This is a genomic window from Vibrio aerogenes (assembly GCF_024346755.1).
GTDB classification, from domain to species: Bacteria; Pseudomonadota; Gammaproteobacteria; order Enterobacterales; family Vibrionaceae; genus Vibrio; species Vibrio aerogenes.
Genome location: NZ_AP024861.1, coordinates 1,094,749 through 1,116,149, shown reverse-complemented (window position 1 = coordinate 1,116,149; position 21,401 = coordinate 1,094,749). Strand labels below are relative to the sequence as shown.

The following is a 21,401-nucleotide window of genomic DNA, read 5'->3' as shown; positions in this document are numbered from 1 at the left end:
TCGAGGTGTTGCAACAATCAGGCACCAGACATTAACCTCATTACGCCGGGGACCGCGATCAGAATCACGATCGGTAACATGATAAACAGAATCAGCGGCACGGACATTTTCGCCGCCAGTTTGCCGATTTTCTCTTCCACCGTCAGCATCGACACCTGCCGGATATCGGATGAAAGGGTCACCAGCGTTTCATAAATCGATGAGCCGTATTGCAGGCTCTGTTTCAGGGTCATCACAAAACTTCGCATCTCGCTGGTCGGAATATGTGCATATAATTCATCCAGCGCTTTATCCAGCCCAATAATACGGGCCCTTTCATTGGTCCGGCTGACCAGCTTTGCCAGCTTGGGATCAAACCCGGACATCTCTTTTGCCAGATAACTCATGGAAGCTTCAATGGTCATCCCTGTTTGCACACAGACGGCAATTAAATCAATCAGATAAGGTAAACGACGGGAAATCGTCAGGCGATAAGCCTGAACCCGTGCATCCAGTACCGCATCCGGTACAATGAGAATGATAATCACCCAGCAGGACAGCAGACTGACGGTGACAATCAGGTGTGTTTCCATCCTGACGTAAAACAGGAAGAAAAGTACACCGCACCCAATCAGCATCACACTGAGCTTGAGTGGCAAATAAAGGTGTGAATAAGCAAATGAATAGACACCGGCATTGATCATTTTCTGGTTAATTTCTGCTTCATTTTGTGCCAGAGAAGCCGGCACGACGTGATCAAGCCATGCCATTAAACTCTCGGTCGCTTTGCCCTTTTCTTTTTGCTCAAGCAGGTATTTATCCACCATTTGCCGCTTTTTCTCCCGCCAGGACACAATCAGTAAGATGATCGCGCCCAGGACGATCAGGGCCAGAAAAAGCGCCGGATAAAGATGATTCATGATTCCACCCCCCGCATCAGTTTCCAGACGATGCCAATACCAATCACTTCACTGATCAGGACGTAATACAAAATATACCGGCCATCCGGATTGAACATGACAAACTGATAGTTTTCAGGGCTGAGATAGCGCAGCATGAACAGGAAAAAGAACGGAATTGCGCCAACAATTTTGGCAGAAGTCCGGGCCTCCGCAGTTAATGCATATTTCTTTTTTTCGATCGCTCTGGCTTCAAACATCAGCCGGTTCAGCCGGGTGATAATTTCCCGCAGCTGCCCGCCCCGCTGCATGTTGGCCCGCAGGGTAATCACAAAAAAGTGAAACGCCGGATAAGGGAAACGCTTACAAGCTTTCCTGAAAACCAGATCCGGGCTTTCCCCGACCTGAAGCCGTTCCCCCATGATCCGGAACTCCCGGCCAACTTCACCATCCAGAGACTGACCGACAAAGATAATCGCATGCATCAAACTCTCACCGGAACTCACAGAGCTGGCCAGCATATTCAGGGCGTCAGGAAACGCCTGATCAAACTGAGCTTTCTCCCGTTTTTGCAGCCACTGAACAGCAAACCAGAACCCGGCAGTAAAAAATATCAGTAACACCGGCAGCAGACTGAGTTGTAAAAAGTTATCATTGATATACACGGATAAGACAACCAACACAGCCATATACAATATAATTTTGACTGGCGCACCACTGCCAATCTGTCTCTTAAGATTACGCGCCACCCGCTCTGTCTTCTGCCACAGGGTTTCGTCGGATAAGACATTGAGATTCACCACACTGGCGCTGTATTCTATCGAATCCACATTGACGGACTTTGAGTCCTGAAGGTAACGGCTGGTTTTCTTTTTATGTTTGGCCGGACGGGATAAAATCAGCAACAACACGCCACCAAAGACCAAACTGAGCCATGCCATCAGGGATGTCATCAGGACCCCCTCATAAAGCCAAAAATTGCATCCAGATTGCCTTCCAGACCAAAGAAACGGGCCTTTTCAACCAGTACAGAACGCTTCATCAAACCGGCAGAAACAAACTCACCATGCACTTTTTCTGCACCGGGCTCTCCCGGCAGGGGTTCAAACCGGAAAATTTCTTCCAGTACCACATTGTTTCCTTCCAGCCCGATGACTTCGGAAATATTCATGACCTTCCGGCTGCCGTCATGTAAACGGCTGATTTGCACCACCAGATCAACCGCACTGATGATCATTCTGCGAATCGCTTCCAGCGGCAGGTTATTAGTCGCCATCATGACCATGGCTTCTACCCGCGCCAATGCATCCCGCGGTGTGTTGGCATGGAGCGTTGACATCGAACCATCATGGCCGGTATTCATCGCCTGTAACATTTCAAAGGCTTCCCCGCCCCGGCATTCCCCGACGATAATCCGGTCCGGCCGCATCCGCAGCGAGTTGATCACCAAATCACGCTGATTCACCGCTCCCGTGCCCTCAATGCCTGATGTCCGGGTTTCCAGCCGCACGACGTGAGGTTGCAGCAAACGCAGTTCAGCAGCGTCTTCAATGGTCACAATGCGCTCTTTCTCTGAAATAAACTGAGATAACGCATTGAGCATGGTGGTTTTTCCGGATCCTGTTCCGCCGGAAATCAGAATATTCAACCGGCACCGGGAAGCTATCATCAGCAACTTCGCCATTTCGGGGCTCATTGCCCCGAAACTCACCAGTTGTTCCAGATCAATACTCTGTTTTTTAAACTTCCGGATTGAAATCGAGGTGCCGTCAATCGCAATGGGCGGAATGACAATATTCACCCGGCTGCCATCTTCCAGCCGGGCATCACAGGTCGGGGAAGAATCATCGACCCGGCGGCCAATGCGCGAGGCAATCCGTTTTGCAATTTGCAGCAATTGCTCTTCATCGATAAATTTTGCGGTCGACTGCTCGACCAGTCCGTTGCGCTCAATAAACACATGCTGATGTCCATTGATCATGATGTCAGTAATGGATTCGTCATCCATCAGCGGTTGCAGAGGGCCAAGGCCCAGCAGTTCATCCACCAGACTTTTGACATAATCCCGCCGGACAACCGCTGCCACGGAATAATCCTGCCGGTCAATCAGCACATCGATGGCACTGGATAACTGCTGCGTGAGCTGCTCGCGGGTCAGGGTATTGACCACATCGGCTTCGAGTGCTTCGTAAATTTGCTGGCGCAGTGAGATAAACAGACCACGGGCATGATGTTCAACCATCTTCAACACTCCGTCCGATCAGTTTTTTCATCAGGCCGTTATTGAATAAACGGGTTGTCAGCCCTGATGAAGCTGTCTGTACATTTTCTCCGAGAATCATACTGGTCAGCTGATGCAGTGGTGCTGAAATATCCAGACGAAGACTGGTCAGAAAGTCCCCATCGAGAATATGCCGGACGATTTTAGGGTCAAACGGGATTTCAACATCAATTTTTGCGCCCAGATAATCTTCAATTTCAGCCCGGTTTAAGACACTGAGACGGGACTGATGCAAATGATTCAGAACCAGAATATGGCGGGTCTGACTCTCACCGGATAATAACGTCATCACCTTTTTCGCCTGACGCACCGCAGACACCAGTGGTGTCAGTACAATCACGACCGTATCGGCATGACTGTTGAGGTAAGGAAAATCCAGCCGGCTCTGATTGCCTCTGGATAAATCTTCAATCAAAAAGTTGTAATGTTCTGACAGTAACCCTTCCAGCAACCGGGTATATTCTTTCATTTCATGCTCCGGGTGCTGCTCTGAGGTTATCGATAATAAAGAAAGCATGTGATTGACTTTCCGGGTCATACTGATCGCGTAGGTATCATCCAGCTCACTGCCAAACCCTTCAACCACCGCCATTTTTCTCTCAAACCCTTCCAGTTTGAGATAAATATCTAAATTACTGTCGTCGTAACTATGGTCAACCACCAGACATTTCGACTGGTGCTCATCAGACAGGCTGTAAGCAATTTCACTGGTCAGCAGTGAAGCGCCTACACCGCCTTTACATCCCCAGATGGCGATCCGCTTCGCGGTTCTTTTTTTACCCAGCCCGGCCTCCCGGATACGGTTATCCCGGACATTTTTCACAAAATCGATCAGTTCCTGTTTAGTGACCGGCCAGAAGAGATAATAAAACCCCATCGCTTTCAGGTTACGAATGGTTGAAATCGCATCTTCCTGCCCGATCACAATCACCGAGGCATCATTGGGCAGTAAGTGGCTAATCCGTTTCATATCTTCGGTCACACAGGGAGACTGATTCAGCTCCACCAGAGCGATATCAATCTTTTTCTCTCTGGCGTGCCGCCGGATTTCATTGTCGGTATTGGCAACAAACCCCGGCAACGCAATCCCTTCAAAGCGAAAAGCCTCTTCAATCAACTGGTGACATTCGTCACTCTGAACGAATGCGACACAGGAGACATGAATCACGTCTTTGTTTTTTTTCTCAAACTTATTCAGAGAGTCTAAAATATCCAGCATCTTTTATTGCCCCTGTCTCCGTTGTTGTGCTTTTTTATGCCATGGCACAGAGCCGGGTAACGCCTCTTCCGGATGTGCCAGCGATAACCATCCGGCACTGTCGACAAAACACCCCATTGGATATCGCTCTGAGTCACCCACGCCTGGCGAATCACAAAGCGGCACGGCGGTTTGATACACCACCAACCGGACCTGCAAATCCACCCCATCCGGCTCAGCGTCCGGCAGAAGCTGAAGTTTTGTGGCATCGGCCCCCAAAGCAATCAGTTCATCCCGCCAGCGCCGGGCTGTTTTCTCTCCGGATTTTCCGGCATAGCGAAAGTCCAGATAACCATTGAAAAGCTCCCGTTGATGCCGGGCCAGAAACTGTTGCCACACCTGCCGGATGTCACTGTCGTTCTGCTTAAAATCAGCGCGGACAGACAGCAGATAAATCACCGGATAAACCTCAACATCAATGCCCTGGTGACTGTCAACCAGTGGCTGACAGCCAAAGCAAGCCATCATCATGAGCATCATCCCTATAGTCCGTATCATTTTCGGAACCCTCCTGTCGCCAGTATCCGCCGGGTTTCATTCGTCACTGCCGGGGTATATTTGTCGCGAAAGCCAAAAAAGCGCGACAGATTGCTGGTTCTTTGCATTGCAGGCAGCTGAATCTGATAGGGAGAAACCGGCTGCACCAGATTCACCGTTGCCACGATAATCAGCTCGGTCTTATTGCGGGAGGTTTCTGTATGCCGGAACAAAGCGCCCAGCAGAGGAATATCCCCGACATAGGGTATTTTTTTCAGGGATTCGACATCTTCAGTACTCAGCAGCCCGCCCAGAACAAAGCTCTGACCGTTGCGCAGTTCAATCGATGTTTTGACCCGGCGGGTTTTCAGCGCCGGCAGATCATAATTTTCGTTCGAGTACTGGGTATCGAGTGAGCTGACTTCCGGCTGAAGGGAGAGTTTGATTTTGTCATCCCGCAGGACCTTCGCCAGCATTTCCAGACGCACCCCATACTCTTTGTACTGGACGCTCACACTGCCATCAATCACCGTCACGACCGGAATTTCCCCTCCGACCAGAAACGAGGCACTCTCTCCGGAAATGACCGACAAATTGGGCTCAGCCAGCACCTGCCCGACGGAGTCATCATTGATCGCTGTGATGGTTGTCAGCAGATCATCCGCACTGAAATTGAGAATCGGATTGGCGAAGACCCCGGCCGTCTGGCCGGAGTCGCCAAACTGAATGCCAAAATTTTCCATAAACTGTTGGGAGACTTCAGCAACCGAAAGTTTGACATTCACCTGTTTGGTTTGCGCCACTTCGATCTGGTTGATGATGCCCTGATACACCCGCCGGGTCATAAAAGCAGCCGAACTCTGCTGCTCTCCCTCTTCACTGGTCAGCTGAAATGTTTGTGTACTGGCATCTCTGCCCAGCAGTTGTCCGGCAAGCTCATAAATGCCATCTTTCTCAGCGTGGCTGGAAACCGTCCCGGAAAGCACGATCTGTTTGCCGATATTTGACAGTTCAACGCTGCTCCGGGGAAAGCGCCGCTGAATCTGCTGTATCACTTCAGAGAAGTCACGGTTCACCACCAGTTTCCGGTTGATCACGGCCTGATGATTTTCATTAAAGGCGATCAGTGAGGTTTTGCCCGTCGCTTTGCCGTACACCACAATTTTATGGCGATCGATGACCTGATAGTCAGCCACGTCAGGATTGGCAATAAACACGGTATCAATTTCCTGCCCGCTGGAAACAGGGATCGCCTCCCCTTCCTGCAAAGAAATCACAGAAGCGGCAATAACCGGCCATGACATCAGTAAACCGGTCAGCATTTTGATCAGAAACCCTGAATAACGTGGTATCAAATCGTACTCCTTCACATTATTTGACAACAATTTCATTTGCCCGCAATTCTTTCACCGCTTTAAAATCCGGCAGCACATCTCCGGCATTGGCCCTTAGCTCTTTTGCTGAAGCCACCCCGGCAGACTGATAAACCTCCAGTCTGGCAATTTGTCTGGCGACCATAAGTTTGGCAACCTGCTTGCGCGTCACTTCAAGAATCAGATGATCCTGAACTTTTTCTCTGTCGCCGATCTTGTGTTCTCCCGGCTCGATTTTCAGCACCCGGATATGTGTAAGCACCGGATTAATGGTGATATTTTTTGCCGGCAGATGCCTCAGTTCTGATGTGCGATTGCTGACGCCGGTCAGAGCCAGCACATCCACATAAGAACCGGAGCGGATAATCCCGCCCACGACAGCATCCGGATCAACCGCCACCGGATAAGGTACACAGTCAGGTGCGATGGTTAACCCGATGAATTCCGGCTCATCCGGCAGCACAATGTCCTGCCGCAACACAAAATCTCCCGGATTCTGGTTGGCCCGGTACACAGCCTGCGGGTTCAGCTGAAACAAGCTGTCACCATCAATCCCATGCTGGCGGGCTTCAGATTCAGATAAACGGACAATTTCCAGATCTTCCCGGTGCACATGAGCGCCCCGCTTAATCAAACTTCCCGCCCGGAAAACTTTATAAAACACAGATTCATGCGGTGGTGTTTTAACAACGGAGACCTTCGGTTCCGGTGTTTTCTCACCGGAGAAGAAAATTCCGGCGAGTCCGGCTCCAATAGCAATAATTGCCATAATCATCAATAGCTTTGAGCGCATCCGTTAACCTTTCAGCGAAGCAGTAATACCAAACAGACATGCGAAACAAACCGGAATACCGAAAGGCAACCCTTTCTTGCGGACCTGTTCCATATCAGTCCAAGCCCCGTAAACCAGATAAAACGCACACAAGACACCCCCGGTCAGACCGATCAGTGTCATCGTTAACAACAGAAACTTCTCACTGATTGCGGGCAGAAATGCCAGCAATAATTTAATATCTCCGCCACCCCAGACCTGATACCGGTAAAACACCAGCAGCAGGCAGACAACCCCCGTGACCTGCGCGGCCCACACCACAGTCACAGAAACAGGAGAGATCATCAGCGCAATCGTAAAAATTATGAGACAGACAGAGTTAGGAATGATCCGCTCACGCAGATCATAAAAGCAGACGATGAGTGAAAGGCCAGCCAGACTTAACCATCCAGCCAGAGGCCAGTTCAGAATGAACATCAGGCAATAATCAACCGTTTAGTTTAATCTACCATCAGTTATTACCGTTTCCATTGCCGTTATTTCCACTGCTACTGCTACTGCTACTACTGCTGCTATCATCAGCAGCAGATATATTGTCGGAAATCGTCGTCACAGCATCACTTAAAGCCCCTTTAAGGCCACCGGTATCCGTGACAAAAACAGCCAGCACAATGGCGGATACGGCCACACCAATAATTGCATATTCGATCGCGGTAACACCACGAATATCATTTTTAAACCGAACAACAGCACGCTTTGCTGCAAGACATAACTGAGCCAACATACGTTCATCTCCAGGTATTCATTTTATGGGCATTGATTTATGGGTATTGGTTTATGGATATTGATTCATTGCTATAAACATCAATCTTATTCAATAAACCGGTTCTCGATACACCGTTCACTCATACCACTTAACTGACCGCACGGATAAATTAACTCACTCTCCGTACGGGTTCCGGGCACCGGAAGAGATATGGAGAGAGAAGCATATAATTTTATTAAGTATTGTGCATAATCCGGTGTTGTTCAAATTAATGTATAAAATTACATATTTTTTTAGTTCAACGGTCTGCAAGCGATGAATAGCGGGCGTTGCCCGCCGGAAAAAAAGAGAGGAGAGAAAGAGGATTCGGGTCAACGCTCAATCCATATTGGCCTGATCTGCCGGATAAATCACACCAATCTGACGGCGAATTTCTGTGAGTAATTCCGCAGTCAGCAAGGTTTCTTTTCTGTCCGGGAACTGATGATTGATGATCGCTTCAGCAAAAAAATCGGCTTCATAAAACATCCCCTGTTCCTGTTGTGAGACCGTCATCTCTTCGGTATTTCCATCTCTGTAATGGACGGTGACCGACTGAATGTCCGCAATATGATCAATCACAATCGCGCCATATTTGCCCTGAATCTCACTCGGAATCACCGAGTCTGAAACTTTCGAATGCTGAATCATGACCGTCAGGTCCGGATAACCTAATATCAGTGAGCCTTCACCATCCACTCCGGAGTCCAGCAACCGGCCTTCGGCTTTGACTGACTCAGGACGGCCAAATAATGCGACTGCCGCTGCCAACGGGTAAAAACCGATATCCATGACAGAACCATTTGAAAAAGCCGGGTTAAATGTATTCGGATTCTCTCCTGCAAGGTATTTGTCATACCGCGAGGAATACTGGCAATAACTGAAGAAGGCTCTCGTCGCCGGGCCGGTTTTTTCCATTGCCGCACGGATTTGCGCAAAATTAGGCAGATACCGGGAGCGATAGGCTTCCATACAGACGACCTGCTGACGTCGGGCGACATCATCCATCCGCTGAGCTTCGCGGTAATTTGAGGCAACAGGCTTCTCACAAATGACATGCTTGCCATGTTCCATCATCAGTATGGCTTGCTCACAGTGCATCACATTCGGCGAAGCGATATAGACCGCATCAATCGTTGTCTCTTCAGCCAGTTCTTTGAGATCGGTATAATACAGACTCACATCAAATGCCTGACCAAATGTCAGCGCGGATTCGAGTGATCTTGAATAAACTGCCGTTAATTGCATTTTTCCGGTCTGATGGGCAGCTTTAACAAAAGCTTCAGAAATCCAGCCGGTACCGATGACAGCAAAATGAATCATTCTTATTTCTTCCGTTGTTCAATTCAACCAGTGAAGTATTGTATACCCAGATAACCCCAAGATGCATGTTCAGCAAGAATTGAGGAGGGTTCTGAGCAAGAGACTGATTTATATAAAAACATTTGACCTGTACAAAAACCAAAATCTGTATCATTCGTGGGATTTTAGCGCACTGCACCGATGTGAACCGTGTTTATATTTAACAATATATTGACATATCAATCAATTTGCATTATCAGGTAAGGCGGGTGTAAATTCTGTCACAGACAGAAAAAATAATGACAACGTCAAAGAAGAGGAATAATGAATGAAGTTAAACTCTGCGGCTAAAAAATACGGCTTATGCCTTGCAGCTGCCATGCTGGTTTCAGGCTGTGTGAACACCACAGTGCCAACCAAAGTTGAATCCCCTAAACCAAACGATCTTTTAAACGCAACCTTATGGATGCAAAATTCAGTCGAATATAAAGCCAATGTGCGTAACATTTTCCATCTGGCAAAAATACAGCTTGATCACGCACTGAAAAATACCCGCCGGACTGCGCTGCCTGAAATGCAAAAATCAGGCTATTCAAAATTACCGCCAGCGATCATTCTTGATTGTGATGAAACCATTCTGGATAACAGTCCGTATGAAGCCTATCTGATCAAAACCGGTCAGGGTTACAGCTCAACCACATGGAAAAAATACGTTCAGAGTCAAACCGCGAAAGCGATGCCTGGTGCCGTTGAATTCACCCGTTACGCAGCTTCCAGAGGTGTGACCGTCTTTTATGTCACCAACCGTAAAAAAGTCAGTGAACAGGCCACGTATGAAAATATGAAGGCTCTGGGCTTCCCGATGGGAAATGGTCAAACCGATACGCTGCTGACCAAAGGTGAACAACCAGACTGGGGATCAGCAAAAGGAAACCGTGATGCTCTGATCGCGAAAAGTTACCGTGTGCTGCTGATGCTTGGGGATAACTTTGGCGACTTCACAGACAAAGCGTCCGGAGATCTGAAACAAAGAGAAGCAGCATACCGCGAAAATATGAAACATTGGGGAACCGACTGGTTTATGCTGCCAAACCCGGCTTACGGCTCTTTTGAAAGTTCTGCCTTTGGTCATAACTATCAACTGTCCACCACTCAGCGTCGTCAGAAAAAAATTGATGTGCTGAATTCATGGTCGGGAAAATAGTCATTCCGCTGATTCAGAACGCATAAAATCAGCCTGATTTCAGCTGAAAGCGAGAGGGGAAAAACTCTTTTCCCCTCCTTGCATAAAACTACTTGCCAAATCCGCCAATAGCGCGTTATATAAAACCGCTGTACGGTGAAATATGAAGGCTGGCTCACGGCCCTTCATTCCTGACTTCTGACAATCCTGTCTCTGCCTTGATATCGCATGTACGGCAAACACCTCAGTTCTCACATTCAAGGGAGTAATCACACCATGCGGGACATGATAAATGCCGACGCGCTTGCATCACTCACTCAGATTATTTTATCTGCAGCCAGGGAAGATTCGGTCAAAGAGCAGGTTTATCATATTCTGGAAAAACTCAGTGAAACACTTCAGGTTGATGTCTGTACACTCTATCGCCGGCAACCGGATAACAGCCTGAAAATGCTGGCAACGCACGGGCTGATCCAAACCCATCCGGTCATCCTGCCAGAAGGGGAAGGACTGGTTGGCATCATTCTGAAAAATGAGCTGCCGCTGAATATTATCGAGCCGTCCCAACATCCCGGTTATTTTTATGTCCGTCATTCCAAAGAAGAAAAATTCCGCAGTTTCTGTGGTGTTCCTCTCGTCTACCGGGGGCAGGTCAATGGTGTGCTGGTCGTTCAGAGCCGCCAGCCGGTCGCACTGACACCGGAGCAGGAAGCGGTTTTGTCAACAATCGCCATCCACCTTGCCCTGCTGCTGGATTCCTTTTCCAGCCACGAGCATTTAATCACGCCAGAGAATCACCTCCATCGCGGTGTGTCTGGTGCACCAGGTCTGACAATCGGAAAAGTCATCATTGCCCGTCACCCTGAACTCTCCGCAGTCACGCCGATACAGATTCAAGACACCATGGCTGAGCTGAACCGCTGGCAGGAAATCAAAAATACAGCACTGACTGAGTTTGCCCGTGAAAAAACACTCCTCCAGCAGGCGGCTTCAAAAGGGTTAGCATCCGTTACCGATGTCGGAAAAATGATGCTTCAGGATCCGGCTTTTGAACGGATAGTCACCAATGAAATTGCCAAAGGATTTCATATTCCCTGGGGGGTGAAGCATGCCGTCAGTCATTTTTGTGAAAAATTCATGGCGATGCACAATCCTTATCTTCAGGCCCGGCATGAAGATGTGGAACATTTAGGAGATAAGCTTTATCAAATCTGGCTTGGCAGCGATAACCTGATCGCAAACGACACCGGCGAACCTTTGATTCTGATCGGTGAGCGCATCAGTGTTTCCACCATGGCAGGTTTGTCGACCAGAAACCTCACCGGCATCGTCTGCTCCTGTGGTGCCTCTCTGTCGCACATTGCCATTCTGGCAAATGCACTGGGCATTCCGGCAGTGATGGGGACCGGCGAACTGGCACTCAAAGACGGCGATATGATTATTGTGGACGGGGACCGGGGGGAAGTGATTGTTTCCCCCGGAGAAACCCTGCTGGCAGAATATCAGTCCCTTGCCACCGAGCGGCAACAGCTGTCTGATCAATTACTGGCACTTTCTGACCAACCGACACGAACCAAAGATAATGAACCGGTGCTGCTGCTGGCCAATACCGGCCTGCAGGCTGATATCGAACCGGGCCTGCAATACGGTGCAGAAGGGATTGGCCTGTTCAGAACGGAAATTCCGTTTATGGCCAGTCAGGCGCTGCCATCTGAAGAAGATCAGGTCTTCCTGTACAACCATGTATTGTCGCAATACCGCGATCAACCAGTTTGTATCCGGACACTGGATGTAGGCTCGGATAAGCCACTCCCCTATTTGCCGCTGATCCCGGAAGACAACCCGGCACTCGGGCTGCGCGGTATCCGGTATACACTGGATAATCTGTCACTGTTTACCACTCAGTTACGCGCCCTGCTGCGGACAACGGCAGAACACCCGCAACTGCGTCTGCTGCTGCCCATGATCAGTACCACGGAACAGCTGGATATGTGCCTGAATCTGATTGATAAGCTTGTCGACGAACTCAGAGAAGAAGGCTATCAGGTCTCGCGCCCGCCCACGGGAATCATGGTCGAAGTTCCCGGTTGTATTCCGCTGCTGCCGTTCTGGGCTGATAAGATTGACTTTATTTCTGTCGGAACCAACGATCTGAGCCAGTATCTGCTTGCGGTTGATCGCAACAATCCACTGGTCAGTAAATGGTATCACACGCTCCACCCGGCCATATTGCATGAGTTGATGCGAATTGGCAGACTCTCAAAAGAGCGGGATATTCCGGTCAGTATTTGCGGGGAAATGGCCGCGGATCCGATTGCCGTCGTTCTGTTAACAGGCATGGGCATCAGGAAACTCAGTATGAGTGCTTCCAAAATTCCGCTCATCAAAAGTTTAATCCGGGAGGTTTCCGTTCAGCAGTGTGAGGCTTTACTGGATCAGGCTTTGGCACTGGATACGGCGGATAAAATCTATCAGCTGGGAAATCAATTCCTGATGCAGCACTGGTCACTGGCCGGTAATTTTACAGAGAGGGCCCCGAATCCACACGAACCAATCACGATATGACCGTTGATGATTCAGCCAGTGATGACTTAACCAGTGACCTGTGACCTGTGACCTGTGACCTGTGACCTGTGACCTGTGACCTGTAAATATGTCAGACCATGAATCATCCGGACAAACAGAAGCAAATGCAAGCCAGCAGGTCGTTTGTCCGGGTCTTATTAATGATAATCATGTTATTATAGAAAATTCCCGTCTGACAGAGCCCGTCTCAACCGGACTGTCATACTCAAACGGGAAATAAAAACATATCAATCAACCAAGTAAAGTTATGGCAAATACAACATCTCAGAAGTCAGCCGGTCAATTGTTACTGGCTTTCCTGACACGGCTCCATTTTTACATCGGGCTGTTTGTCGGGCCATTTATTTTCATTGCTGCACTGACCGGCACACTTTATGTGATGACGCCTCAGCTTGAGCGGATGATTTACCACCATGAACTGATTACAGACAGCCGCGGTACACCTCAGCCCCTGCTGGCACAAATTCAGTCAGCCCGCAACAGCCTGCCGGAAGACTTACCGCTCAGGGCTGTCCGGCCTGCAACCGGCGCTGGCATGACCACCCGGGTCATGTTTAAAGACCCCGGCTTATATGGCTGGGAGCTGCAAACCGTTTTCGTTGATCCAGTCACACTGGAAATTCGCGGGACACTCGCCAGTTACGGCACCAGCGGTATTCTGCCGCTGAGAATTAAACTCGATTATCTGCATCAAAACCTGCTGTTAGGTCCGGTGGGACGCTATTACAGCGAACTGGCTGCATCATGGATGTGGATAGCCGCATCCGGCGGACTGATTCTGTGGTGGACCTCCCGTCGCCGCTACGCCAAAGCAAATTCCCGGAACGCCTACATCCGGCACCGGAAAAACCATACAAAGGCCGGACTGATCATTATGCTGGGGTTATTTTTTATCTCTGCAACCGGACTGACCTGGTCCAAATGGGCCGGAAGCAACATTGCCCAGTGGCGTCACAGCATTGGCTGGGTCACACCATCTGTCTCTCTCCGGTTAAATGATATTCCCTCTGCCGCAACCAAACCCGCTGCGGTAACACAAAATACCCCGCATGCAGAGCATATAAACCCGCATGTAGATCACCAGATAACGGCAGACAACACCCAATTAACGGTTCATCCGGCAGATGCTTTATTTGATGGGGTATTGCAGGCAGCCAGAGATGCCGGTATCGATGCAGCCAAACTTGAGATTCGCCCCGCTGCTTCCCCGGACAAAGCCTGGAAAGTCAGGGAAATCGACCGCTCATGGCCAACACAAGTGGACAGTGTTGCCGTTGACGCCCGGACCATGACGGTCACCAGCCGGGCTGATTTTAAAGATTTTCCGCTGGTGGCAAAGCTGATCCGCTGGGGTATTGATGCTCACATGGGGGTTTTGTTTGGTCTGCCTAATCAGCTGATTCTGGCGGCTTTCGGACTGACCTTGTGTGCCATGGTCATCTGGGGATACCGGATGTGGTGGCAACGCCGGCCCCAGCCCGGCTCCCCGGCTCAGACCCTGATGCACGCCTGGATCGTGCTGACTGCTCCGCAGCGATGGATCATCATTATCATTGCTGCGCTGCTGGGCTTTGCCATGCCGGTGATGGGGATCAGCCTGCTGATATTTGTGGTGTTTGATGCCATCAGATGGCGGCGTTCACAGACACTGCAATCCGCGCATTCTGTCTGAATGCGTTGCCTTCCCGGCCCGGTGAAGACAGGGCGACATCACTGATGCCGCCCTGTCCGATCAGGATAACCCGCAACTTGTCTGAGGGTAATCCTCTGATTTAACTGGCAAATGTGACTTCTTTCCCAAATCATACATGTCAGTGGACTGATTCACCATAACCTGATAATCAATCATTTTCATAAAGACGTTCTGGTCTTATGATAGGCCGCTATCCTTTCCGGTATCAGTTCCATCACCGGGTTTTGTTGACCCGGGATGTTGTATTTCATTTTTCACCGGAAATCTCTTGTTGTATTGATTATGAAGAGGCTATTTATGTCCGTTAAAACCCATCCCCTGTTTAAGACCACGATTGTGGCCGGGGTTATCTCATCACTTTTCTCACTGAATGCATGTACCTATCTGAATTCAGATTCAGATACAGAACAGGTCACACAGAATAAAAAGGCTCAGCATCAGGCAGAAAAAATCGTTGCCAAAATGACGAATGATGAAAAACTGAAAATGTTGGTTGGTGCCGGTATGACCCCCGCGCAAAGTGACGTTGTGAATCTTGGCTCTGTCGTACCGGGAGTTGCAGGATATATCCATGGCGTTTCTGATCCCGACGCTGGTATTGATTTACCCGCTGTCCGGCTGGCCGATGGCCCGGCTGGCGTCAGAATTGACCCGGCCAGAAACAATGATCAGCAAACCTACTATACGACTGCTTTCCCGACCGGCACGCTGCTGGCATCCACCTGGAATACGGATTTAATCCGTCAGGTCGGTAAGGCCATCGGCAACGAAGCCAGAGAGTACGGCGTGGACTTCTGGCTGGCTCCGGGCATGAATATTCAGCGTAACCCATTGTTGGGACGTAATTTTGAATACTTTTCAGAAGATCCGCTGGTGGCCGGCATGATGGCTTCCGCCATTGTGAATGGTGCGCAAAGTGAGGGCGTTGCCACAACCATCAAACACTTCGCAGCCAATAATTCCGAAACCAATCGCTACTGGGTGAATGCCGTTGTCACACCGCGGGCATTACGGGAAATTTATCTGCGTGGTTTCCGTTATGCTGTACAGGAATCACATCCGCAGGCGCTGATGACCTCATATAACTCAATCAATGGTCAAAACGCTGGTGAACGTCAAGACCTGATCACCGGAGTGCTGCGCAATGAATGGGGATATGACGGTCTGGTGATGAGTGACTGGTTTGCCGGTCAAAACCCGGTTGATCTGGTCAATGCCGGGACAGACGTCATTCAGCCCGGCGGCAGCAATGTCGTCAACCAACGTATCGGACAGGATTTAGGTGACTGGGCTGATGTGGTCAAAGCCGGATATCAGTCAGGAAAGATCAGCCAGGCAACACTGGACCGCAATGTACAACATCTGGTTAGTCAGATGCTGCAAACCCCTTCAGCCGCGCATTACCGCTTTTCCAGCCACCCGGATTTGCAATCACATGCAAAACTCTCCAGACAGGCAGCAGATGAAGGGATTATTCTGCTGAAAAATACCGGCCACGCCTTACCACTGAGTCCATCAGCCAAAGTTGCCTCGTTTGGTATAACACAACTCAATACATATAAGGGCGGAACCGGTAGCGGCGATGTGCATTCACCTTATGTGATCAATATTGCACAAGGTCTGGACAAACGGTTTACCCTGAATCCATCGCTGCAAAAATTCTATGACCAATATTTTGCAGCGAATAAAACGGTCAAAAAAGGAATTCTGGGTATTTCTGACATTGTTTCCTGCCCGGAGCCAGTCGGTCAGCTGAAATCACTGATTCACAAATCAGCTCAAACCAGTGATGCGGCTGTCATTACGCTCGGCCGGAATGCCGGTGAAGATGCTGACCGGCAAGCCGTGCGCGGAGATTACCTGCTTTCCAAAGATGAACTCCGGTTAATTCAACGGGTATCCAAAGCATTTCATGCGCAACATAAAAAAGTCATTGTGGTACTGAATGTCACGGGGGTGACCGATGTCAGCGAATGGCGCGATCAGGTTGACGGTATTGTACTGGCCTACATGCCGGGGCAGGAAACCGGCAACGCTGTGGCTGATATTTTATCCGGTGATGTCAACCCAAGCGGTAAACTGGCGCAGAGCTTCCCGCTTCATTATAAAGATGTCCCGTCTGCCGCCAGTGCCCGAAACTTCCCCGGTATTGATGAAAACGGTGATGCCGTACTGGACAGTGAATATTATAATGAAGATATCTATGTCGGATATCGTTATTACCAGACATTCAAAAAACCAGTCGCCTACCCGTTTGGCTATGGCTTATCGTACACCACCTTTGATATCCACAATGCCACGGTCAATACCAATGCGCTGAGCAGCGAACACAATGCACCATTCATTCGTTTGCAGGCTACCGTCACAAATACGGGGGGCAGGAAAGGTAAAGAAGTTGCACAGGTCTACATTGCCGCGCCTGAAGTCAAACTGAAAAAACCAGCAACTGAACTGAAAGCGTTTGCGAAAACACTGACTCTGGCACCGGGCCAGTCTCAGGATATTCAATTTGAAATTCCGGCTCAAACGCTGGCAAGCTTTGATTCAGCGAAGAACCAGTGGATTGTCGAACCGGGAACTTATCAGGCATATATCAGCAGCTCATCTGATATGACCGGCATTCAGCCTGTCAGTTTTTCTGTGCGCCGGGAACTGGTGGTCAGTCAAACGACACCGGGGGCTTTGGCGTTACCCAAAGGCATCACCGCTGCCTCTTTTGTGACGGTCAAAAAATAATCTCCGGGAACTTCATCAGGCGGCGTGATATCCCGCCTGATGTTTTTCTTTTTTATAAACAAACACGATAAACAAACACTTATTCTTATGCACAGTTAACATTTTTCTTGATGAAAACCGCTTACTGTTTGTCCCTTTGCTGCTTCAAAAACCTGGATTCACCGTATCGCTGTATCACTCAAACAGCCCTCAAATACATAGGTATAATGAAGATAACCGGATACATAAATGCAGGGACGAACAACGAGAGTCTGTTGTCCCTAAGGAGTTCTGTTTGGAAATAATCATCCTGATGGCACTGATCTTACTGAACGGGATCTTAGCCATGTCTGAAATTGCCCTTGTCACAGCCAAAAAAAATCGTCTGCAAAAGCAGGCAGAAGAAGGCGATAAAGCGGCAGCACATGCAATCCGGCTGGGGGAAGAGCCCACACAATTTCTTTCTACCGTTCAAATCGGCATTACCGCGATTGGTCTGCTGAACGGGATCTTCGGTGAATCAGCGCTGGCCGGACCTTTAGCGACGCTGTTACAACATTCGGGGTTCGGCGTTCAGGCCAGTACCGGCGTTGCAACCACGATTGTGGTCATCGGCATCACTTACATCACCATCGTGATCGGGGAACTGGTGCCTAAACGCCTGGCCCAGACACATGCGGAGAAGATTGCCCGGATGATGGCATTTCCGGTTTCGATCTTAGCCACCAGTGCCAGACCCTTTGTTTTTTTACTCGCCCGCTCAACGGATTTTATTCTGTTTCTCTGTGGTGAACGGGCACAAAAAAGAACAGAGCTGACGGAAGAAGATATTGAAGCTGTGTTAGACGAAGGTTCTCAGACCGGTCTGATTGATCCGCATGAGCATGAAATGGTTCGCAATGCATTAAGACTTGATGAACGTAAAGTCACCTCTCTGATGACCCCCCGAAGTGAGACCATCTTTCTGGATGCTTCTCACCCGGTCTCAACAAATCTTCAAACCTTGCTGAACTCAGAACATGCCTGGTTTCCGGTTTGTAAGGGTGGGTTTGAGCATATACAGGGAATTACATCGTCCAAACATTTGCTCCGCCAACAGCTCAAAGGAGAACTGAATCACAACCGAATCGCTGATGCCCTGTTACCTGCGGTTTATATTCCGGAAAACTGGAACGGAACCCAGTTACTGGAACACTTCAGGGATACCGGAGATCCAATGGTATTCATCGTGGATGAATATGGCGATTTACAAGGAATTGTCACTGCACTTGATCTGCTGGAAGCACTGACCGGAGAATTTAAAAACCGTCATCCGGAAGATTCATGGTCTGTTCAAAATGAAGATGGCAGCTGGATGCTGGATGGACTGATTCCAATTGTTGTGGTTCAGGATATCCTGAAAATCAAAAGCCTGCCTGGTGAAGATGAAGAAAAAGGGGCTTATCATACACTCGGAGGCATGTTGATGTGGCTGTTTAACAATCTGCCGGAAGCGGGAGATCAAATCCACTGGCAGGGATGGCAATTCGAAGTGATGACGCTGGACGGTAACCGGATAGATAAAGTCAGAGTGATTCAAAACCCTGAACCAGATCAGAAAATATAGATTCCTGTTGCTTACGGATAACAGTGAGCCCGTTTGATTAAAAAAAAGCCAAAATAATGACAATATCAAACCAGAATATAGCAATCTGACTTAACTTATCTGATTATTCACCAGTCTGCATTGCGATAAATTATAATGAATGATTAATCAAAAATTAAGAAATATAATTCATACAACTGTTCACTCAATAACCATTTTGAAAACAGAGTGGCTTTCTGGCAATTCGCACAGAATAAAAAACTGTATATTTAAACAGTATATTTAATTTTTTAAGACCATGCGTAGAGAGAATAATCGTCAGATTTCTGTAAATACTTCATCCGTACAGTACACCGCGAGAACATCAGGCGTTGATGGCATTACCCTAAGTAAACGATTACATCAATATAATTCCATGACTCTGTCATTCATAAATATATTATTAAAGATAATGAGAACAATTTCATTTCATGCTTGCAAACCTAAGCCTGAAAACTAATAAAAAAAACATTGAGTTTCATACTCAGTACTGAAATCAAATAATTATTTTCATCATTAGTATAAAATTTGATTTTAATTCTGATTTGATCAATCCTTTGCGGAATGTCTTAATTAAACCGTTATTGTTTTATAAATCAAAATAAATGTACGATAACATTCTTTTTCAATCTTTAAATATTTTCCATATTTTGCAAAAACACAAAAGGGAATTTGTATGATGAAAATCAATAATAAAGCAAAGCTGTTACCGCTTGCTGTCATGATGTCTCTCGCTTTTACGGCGAATGCAGCAGACAAGGTGCTCAAATTTTCTGAAGATGGCACACCAACGACATTCGATCCCGTCCAGTCCGGTACAACCTACAGTAATACGATTGTCACCGCGGTTTATGATACGCTTTATGAATACCGCTACCTGAAAGTCCCTTATGAACTGAAGCCAAGTCTGGCAGTTGATATGCCAACGGTCTCCGAAGATGGCCTGACCTACACCATCAAAATCAAACCCGGCGTTCACTTCATTGACGATCCGGCATTTAAAGACGGCAAAGGCCGTGAAGTGACCGCGCAAGATTTTGTTTACTCAATCAAACGTCACTTCGACCCGAAAAATATGTCTCAGGGTGCCTGGTTATGGACCAATAAAATTGTCGGCCTGGATCAGTGGGGCAAAGATGGCGCAGACTACAGTAAACCGGTGGAAGGTTTAAAAGCGCTGGATAAATATACGATTCAACTCAAGCTGACCCAGAAATTCCCGCAAATGACTTATACACTGGCGATGGGCTATTCTGCGCTTGTGCCAAGAGAAGCGGTTGATAAATATGGTCGTAAATTCGGCACGCATCCAGTGGGTAGTGGTCCATTTAAACTCACCTCACATAACAGTACCAAAACCATTCTTGACAAAAATCCGGGCTATCGTCATGAAGTCTTCCACCTGAAAGAGGCGGGTTACGATCCAAAAACACAAGCTTATACCGGTATTGCTGCACTGGAAGGCAAAACGCTGCCCATCGTAGACCGGGTCGAAGCCAACTGGGTTAAGCAGGCTTCAGCCCGCTGGAATTCGTTCAGCAAAGGCAATGAAATTGTTAACACCACGCTGCAAAATGAGCAATTAGAAACGGTACTGGCATCCAAAAATCCGGTGAAACTGAAACCAGAATATGCTGAAAAAGATAATTTCCGTGTCGCAAGAGAATCCGGCATGGTCTTTAACATGTTCAATTTTGATAATGAATATTTTGCCCGCTCCAGCGATCCGAAAATCAATGCGCAGAATAAAGCGCTGCGGTGTGCCATTATCAAATCATTCAACTGGCCAGAACGGGTTTCCCGTTTCTATCTGGGTCTGGGAGAAGCTTATCCCGGCTTTATCGTTCCCGGAACTGACGGCTTTGATCCGGATATGGATAAGTCTTCAATTACACAAGACATTGCCGGTGCCAAAAAACTGCTGAAAGACAATGGCTGGAATGCCAAAAATCTGCCGGTTATGATCTACCCGGCCAGTAGTTCGAGTGTCCTGAATAAACAATTCTATGAACAATTCCGTGGCAACCTGCTGAAAATCGGTTATCCGAAGAAAAAAATCAAGCTCAAAACTTATGCCAACTTCGGCGATTTCAATAAAGATCTGAAACAGAGTAAAACCATGCTGGTTCCGATGGGTTGGGGCTTAGATTATCCGGATGCGGAAAATACCCTGCAACTGTTCTACGGACCAAACCGTTCACCTGGTGCCAACAGTGCCAACTACAATAACCCTGAATATGACAAACTGTTCAAGAAGGCATCTGTGATGCAGCCAAGCCCTGAAAGAACAGCTATTTACAAGCAGCTAAACCAGATGCTGGTTGATGACTGTGTCGGTATGGGAAGCTTCTCCCGCACCCGCGTTCGTATGTGGCATAAAAATGTCATCATGTGGCCACAACGGGATATTCTGGGTAATTACTTAAAATATGTCGATGTGAAATAAGGTTGTTA

General features: G+C 48.2%; 16 protein-coding genes. 6 read left to right on the top strand and 10 right to left on the bottom strand.

Annotated features, from left to right (window positions below; all coding sequences use genetic code 11):
* Positions 1–17: 17 nt before the first annotated feature.
* The 10 genes from OCV29_RS05125 to OCV29_RS05080 all read right to left on the bottom strand — a co-directional run bounded on the left by OCV29_RS05125 (position 18) and on the right by OCV29_RS05080 (position 9,167).
* A complete protein-coding gene (locus OCV29_RS05125; RefSeq protein ID WP_073604719.1) occupies positions 18–899 on the bottom strand; it encodes a type II secretion system F family protein in 882 nt (293 codons plus the stop codon).
* Positions 896–1,822, bottom strand: coding sequence for a type II secretion system F family protein (locus tag OCV29_RS05120; RefSeq protein WP_073604742.1), 927 nt, complete (start codon positions 1,820–1,822; stop codon positions 896–898). Before OCV29_RS05120 ends, OCV29_RS05125 begins: the two co-directional genes overlap by 4 nt.
* 8 nt (positions 1,823–1,830) lie before the next feature.
* Positions 1,831–3,120, bottom strand: coding sequence for a CpaF family protein (locus OCV29_RS05115; protein ID WP_073604718.1), 1,290 nt, complete (start codon positions 3,118–3,120; stop codon positions 1,831–1,833).
* Positions 3,113–4,378, bottom strand: coding sequence for a chromosome partitioning protein ParA (locus tag OCV29_RS05110; RefSeq protein WP_073604717.1), 1,266 nt, complete (start codon positions 4,376–4,378; stop codon positions 3,113–3,115). Before OCV29_RS05110 ends, OCV29_RS05115 begins: the two co-directional genes overlap by 8 nt.
* A 3-nt stretch (positions 4,379–4,381) precedes the next feature.
* Positions 4,382–4,915, bottom strand: coding sequence for a hypothetical protein (locus tag OCV29_RS05105; protein WP_139281631.1), 534 nt, complete (start codon positions 4,913–4,915; stop codon positions 4,382–4,384).
* Positions 4,912–6,246, bottom strand: a complete 1,335-nt coding sequence (locus tag OCV29_RS05100) for a type II and III secretion system protein family protein (protein WP_073604741.1) — start codon at positions 6,244–6,246, stop codon at positions 4,912–4,914. Before OCV29_RS05100 ends, OCV29_RS05105 begins: the two co-directional genes overlap by 4 nt.
* A 19-nt stretch (positions 6,247–6,265) precedes the next feature.
* Positions 6,266–7,060, bottom strand: coding sequence for a Flp pilus assembly protein CpaB (gene cpaB, locus OCV29_RS05095; RefSeq protein ID WP_073604715.1), 795 nt, complete (start codon positions 7,058–7,060; stop codon positions 6,266–6,268).
* Positions 7,061–7,063: 3 nt separating this feature from the next.
* Positions 7,064–7,516: a prepilin peptidase gene (locus tag OCV29_RS05090; protein ID WP_073604714.1), complete on the bottom strand. Its 453-nt coding sequence runs from the start codon at positions 7,514–7,516 to the stop codon at positions 7,064–7,066.
* A gap of 34 nt (positions 7,517–7,550) precedes the next feature.
* Entirely contained in the window at positions 7,551–7,823 is a 273-nt protein-coding gene (locus tag OCV29_RS05085) for a Flp family type IVb pilin (RefSeq protein ID WP_073604713.1), read from the bottom strand.
* Between the two features lie 360 nt (positions 7,824–8,183).
* A complete protein-coding gene (locus OCV29_RS05080) occupies positions 8,184–9,167 on the bottom strand; it encodes a Gfo/Idh/MocA family protein (protein ID WP_073604712.1) in 984 nt (327 codons plus the stop codon).
* 307 nt (positions 9,168–9,474) lie between these two features.
* Here OCV29_RS05080 and OCV29_RS05075 point away from each other — a divergent pair, with 307 nt between their 5' ends.
* The 6 genes from OCV29_RS05075 (at position 9,475) to OCV29_RS05050 (ending at position 21,393) form a co-directional block, all read left to right on the top strand.
* Positions 9,475–10,350, top strand: coding sequence for a 5'-nucleotidase, lipoprotein e(P4) family (locus OCV29_RS05075; RefSeq protein ID WP_073604711.1), 876 nt, complete (start codon positions 9,475–9,477; stop codon positions 10,348–10,350).
* A 255-nt stretch (positions 10,351–10,605) separates the two neighbouring features.
* Complete coding sequence (gene ptsP, locus OCV29_RS05070) at positions 10,606–12,894, top strand: phosphoenolpyruvate--protein phosphotransferase (protein ID WP_073604710.1); 2,289 nt, start codon at positions 10,606–10,608, stop codon at positions 12,892–12,894.
* A gap of 268 nt (positions 12,895–13,162) precedes the next feature.
* On the top strand, positions 13,163–14,587 hold the full coding sequence (locus tag OCV29_RS05065) for a PepSY-associated TM helix domain-containing protein (protein WP_073604709.1): 1,425 nt from the start codon (positions 13,163–13,165) through the stop codon (positions 14,585–14,587).
* A gap of 318 nt (positions 14,588–14,905) precedes the next feature.
* The gene (locus OCV29_RS05060) at positions 14,906–17,344 is read left to right on the top strand and encodes a beta-glucosidase (RefSeq protein WP_073604708.1); all 2,439 of its coding nucleotides are present in this window, start codon (positions 14,906–14,908) and stop codon (positions 17,342–17,344) included.
* Positions 17,345–17,618: 274 nt separating this feature from the next.
* Positions 17,619–18,929 (top strand): hemolysin family protein, encoded by a 1,311-nt coding sequence (locus tag OCV29_RS05055; protein ID WP_073604707.1) that lies wholly within the window; start codon positions 17,619–17,621, stop codon positions 18,927–18,929.
* Between the two features lie 694 nt (positions 18,930–19,623).
* Positions 19,624–21,393 carry an ABC transporter substrate-binding protein gene (locus tag OCV29_RS05050; RefSeq protein WP_073604706.1) on the top strand — a complete coding sequence of 590 codons (1,770 nt, stop codon included), beginning with the start codon at positions 19,624–19,626 and terminating at the stop codon, positions 21,391–21,393.
* Positions 21,394–21,401 lie beyond the last annotated feature (8 nt).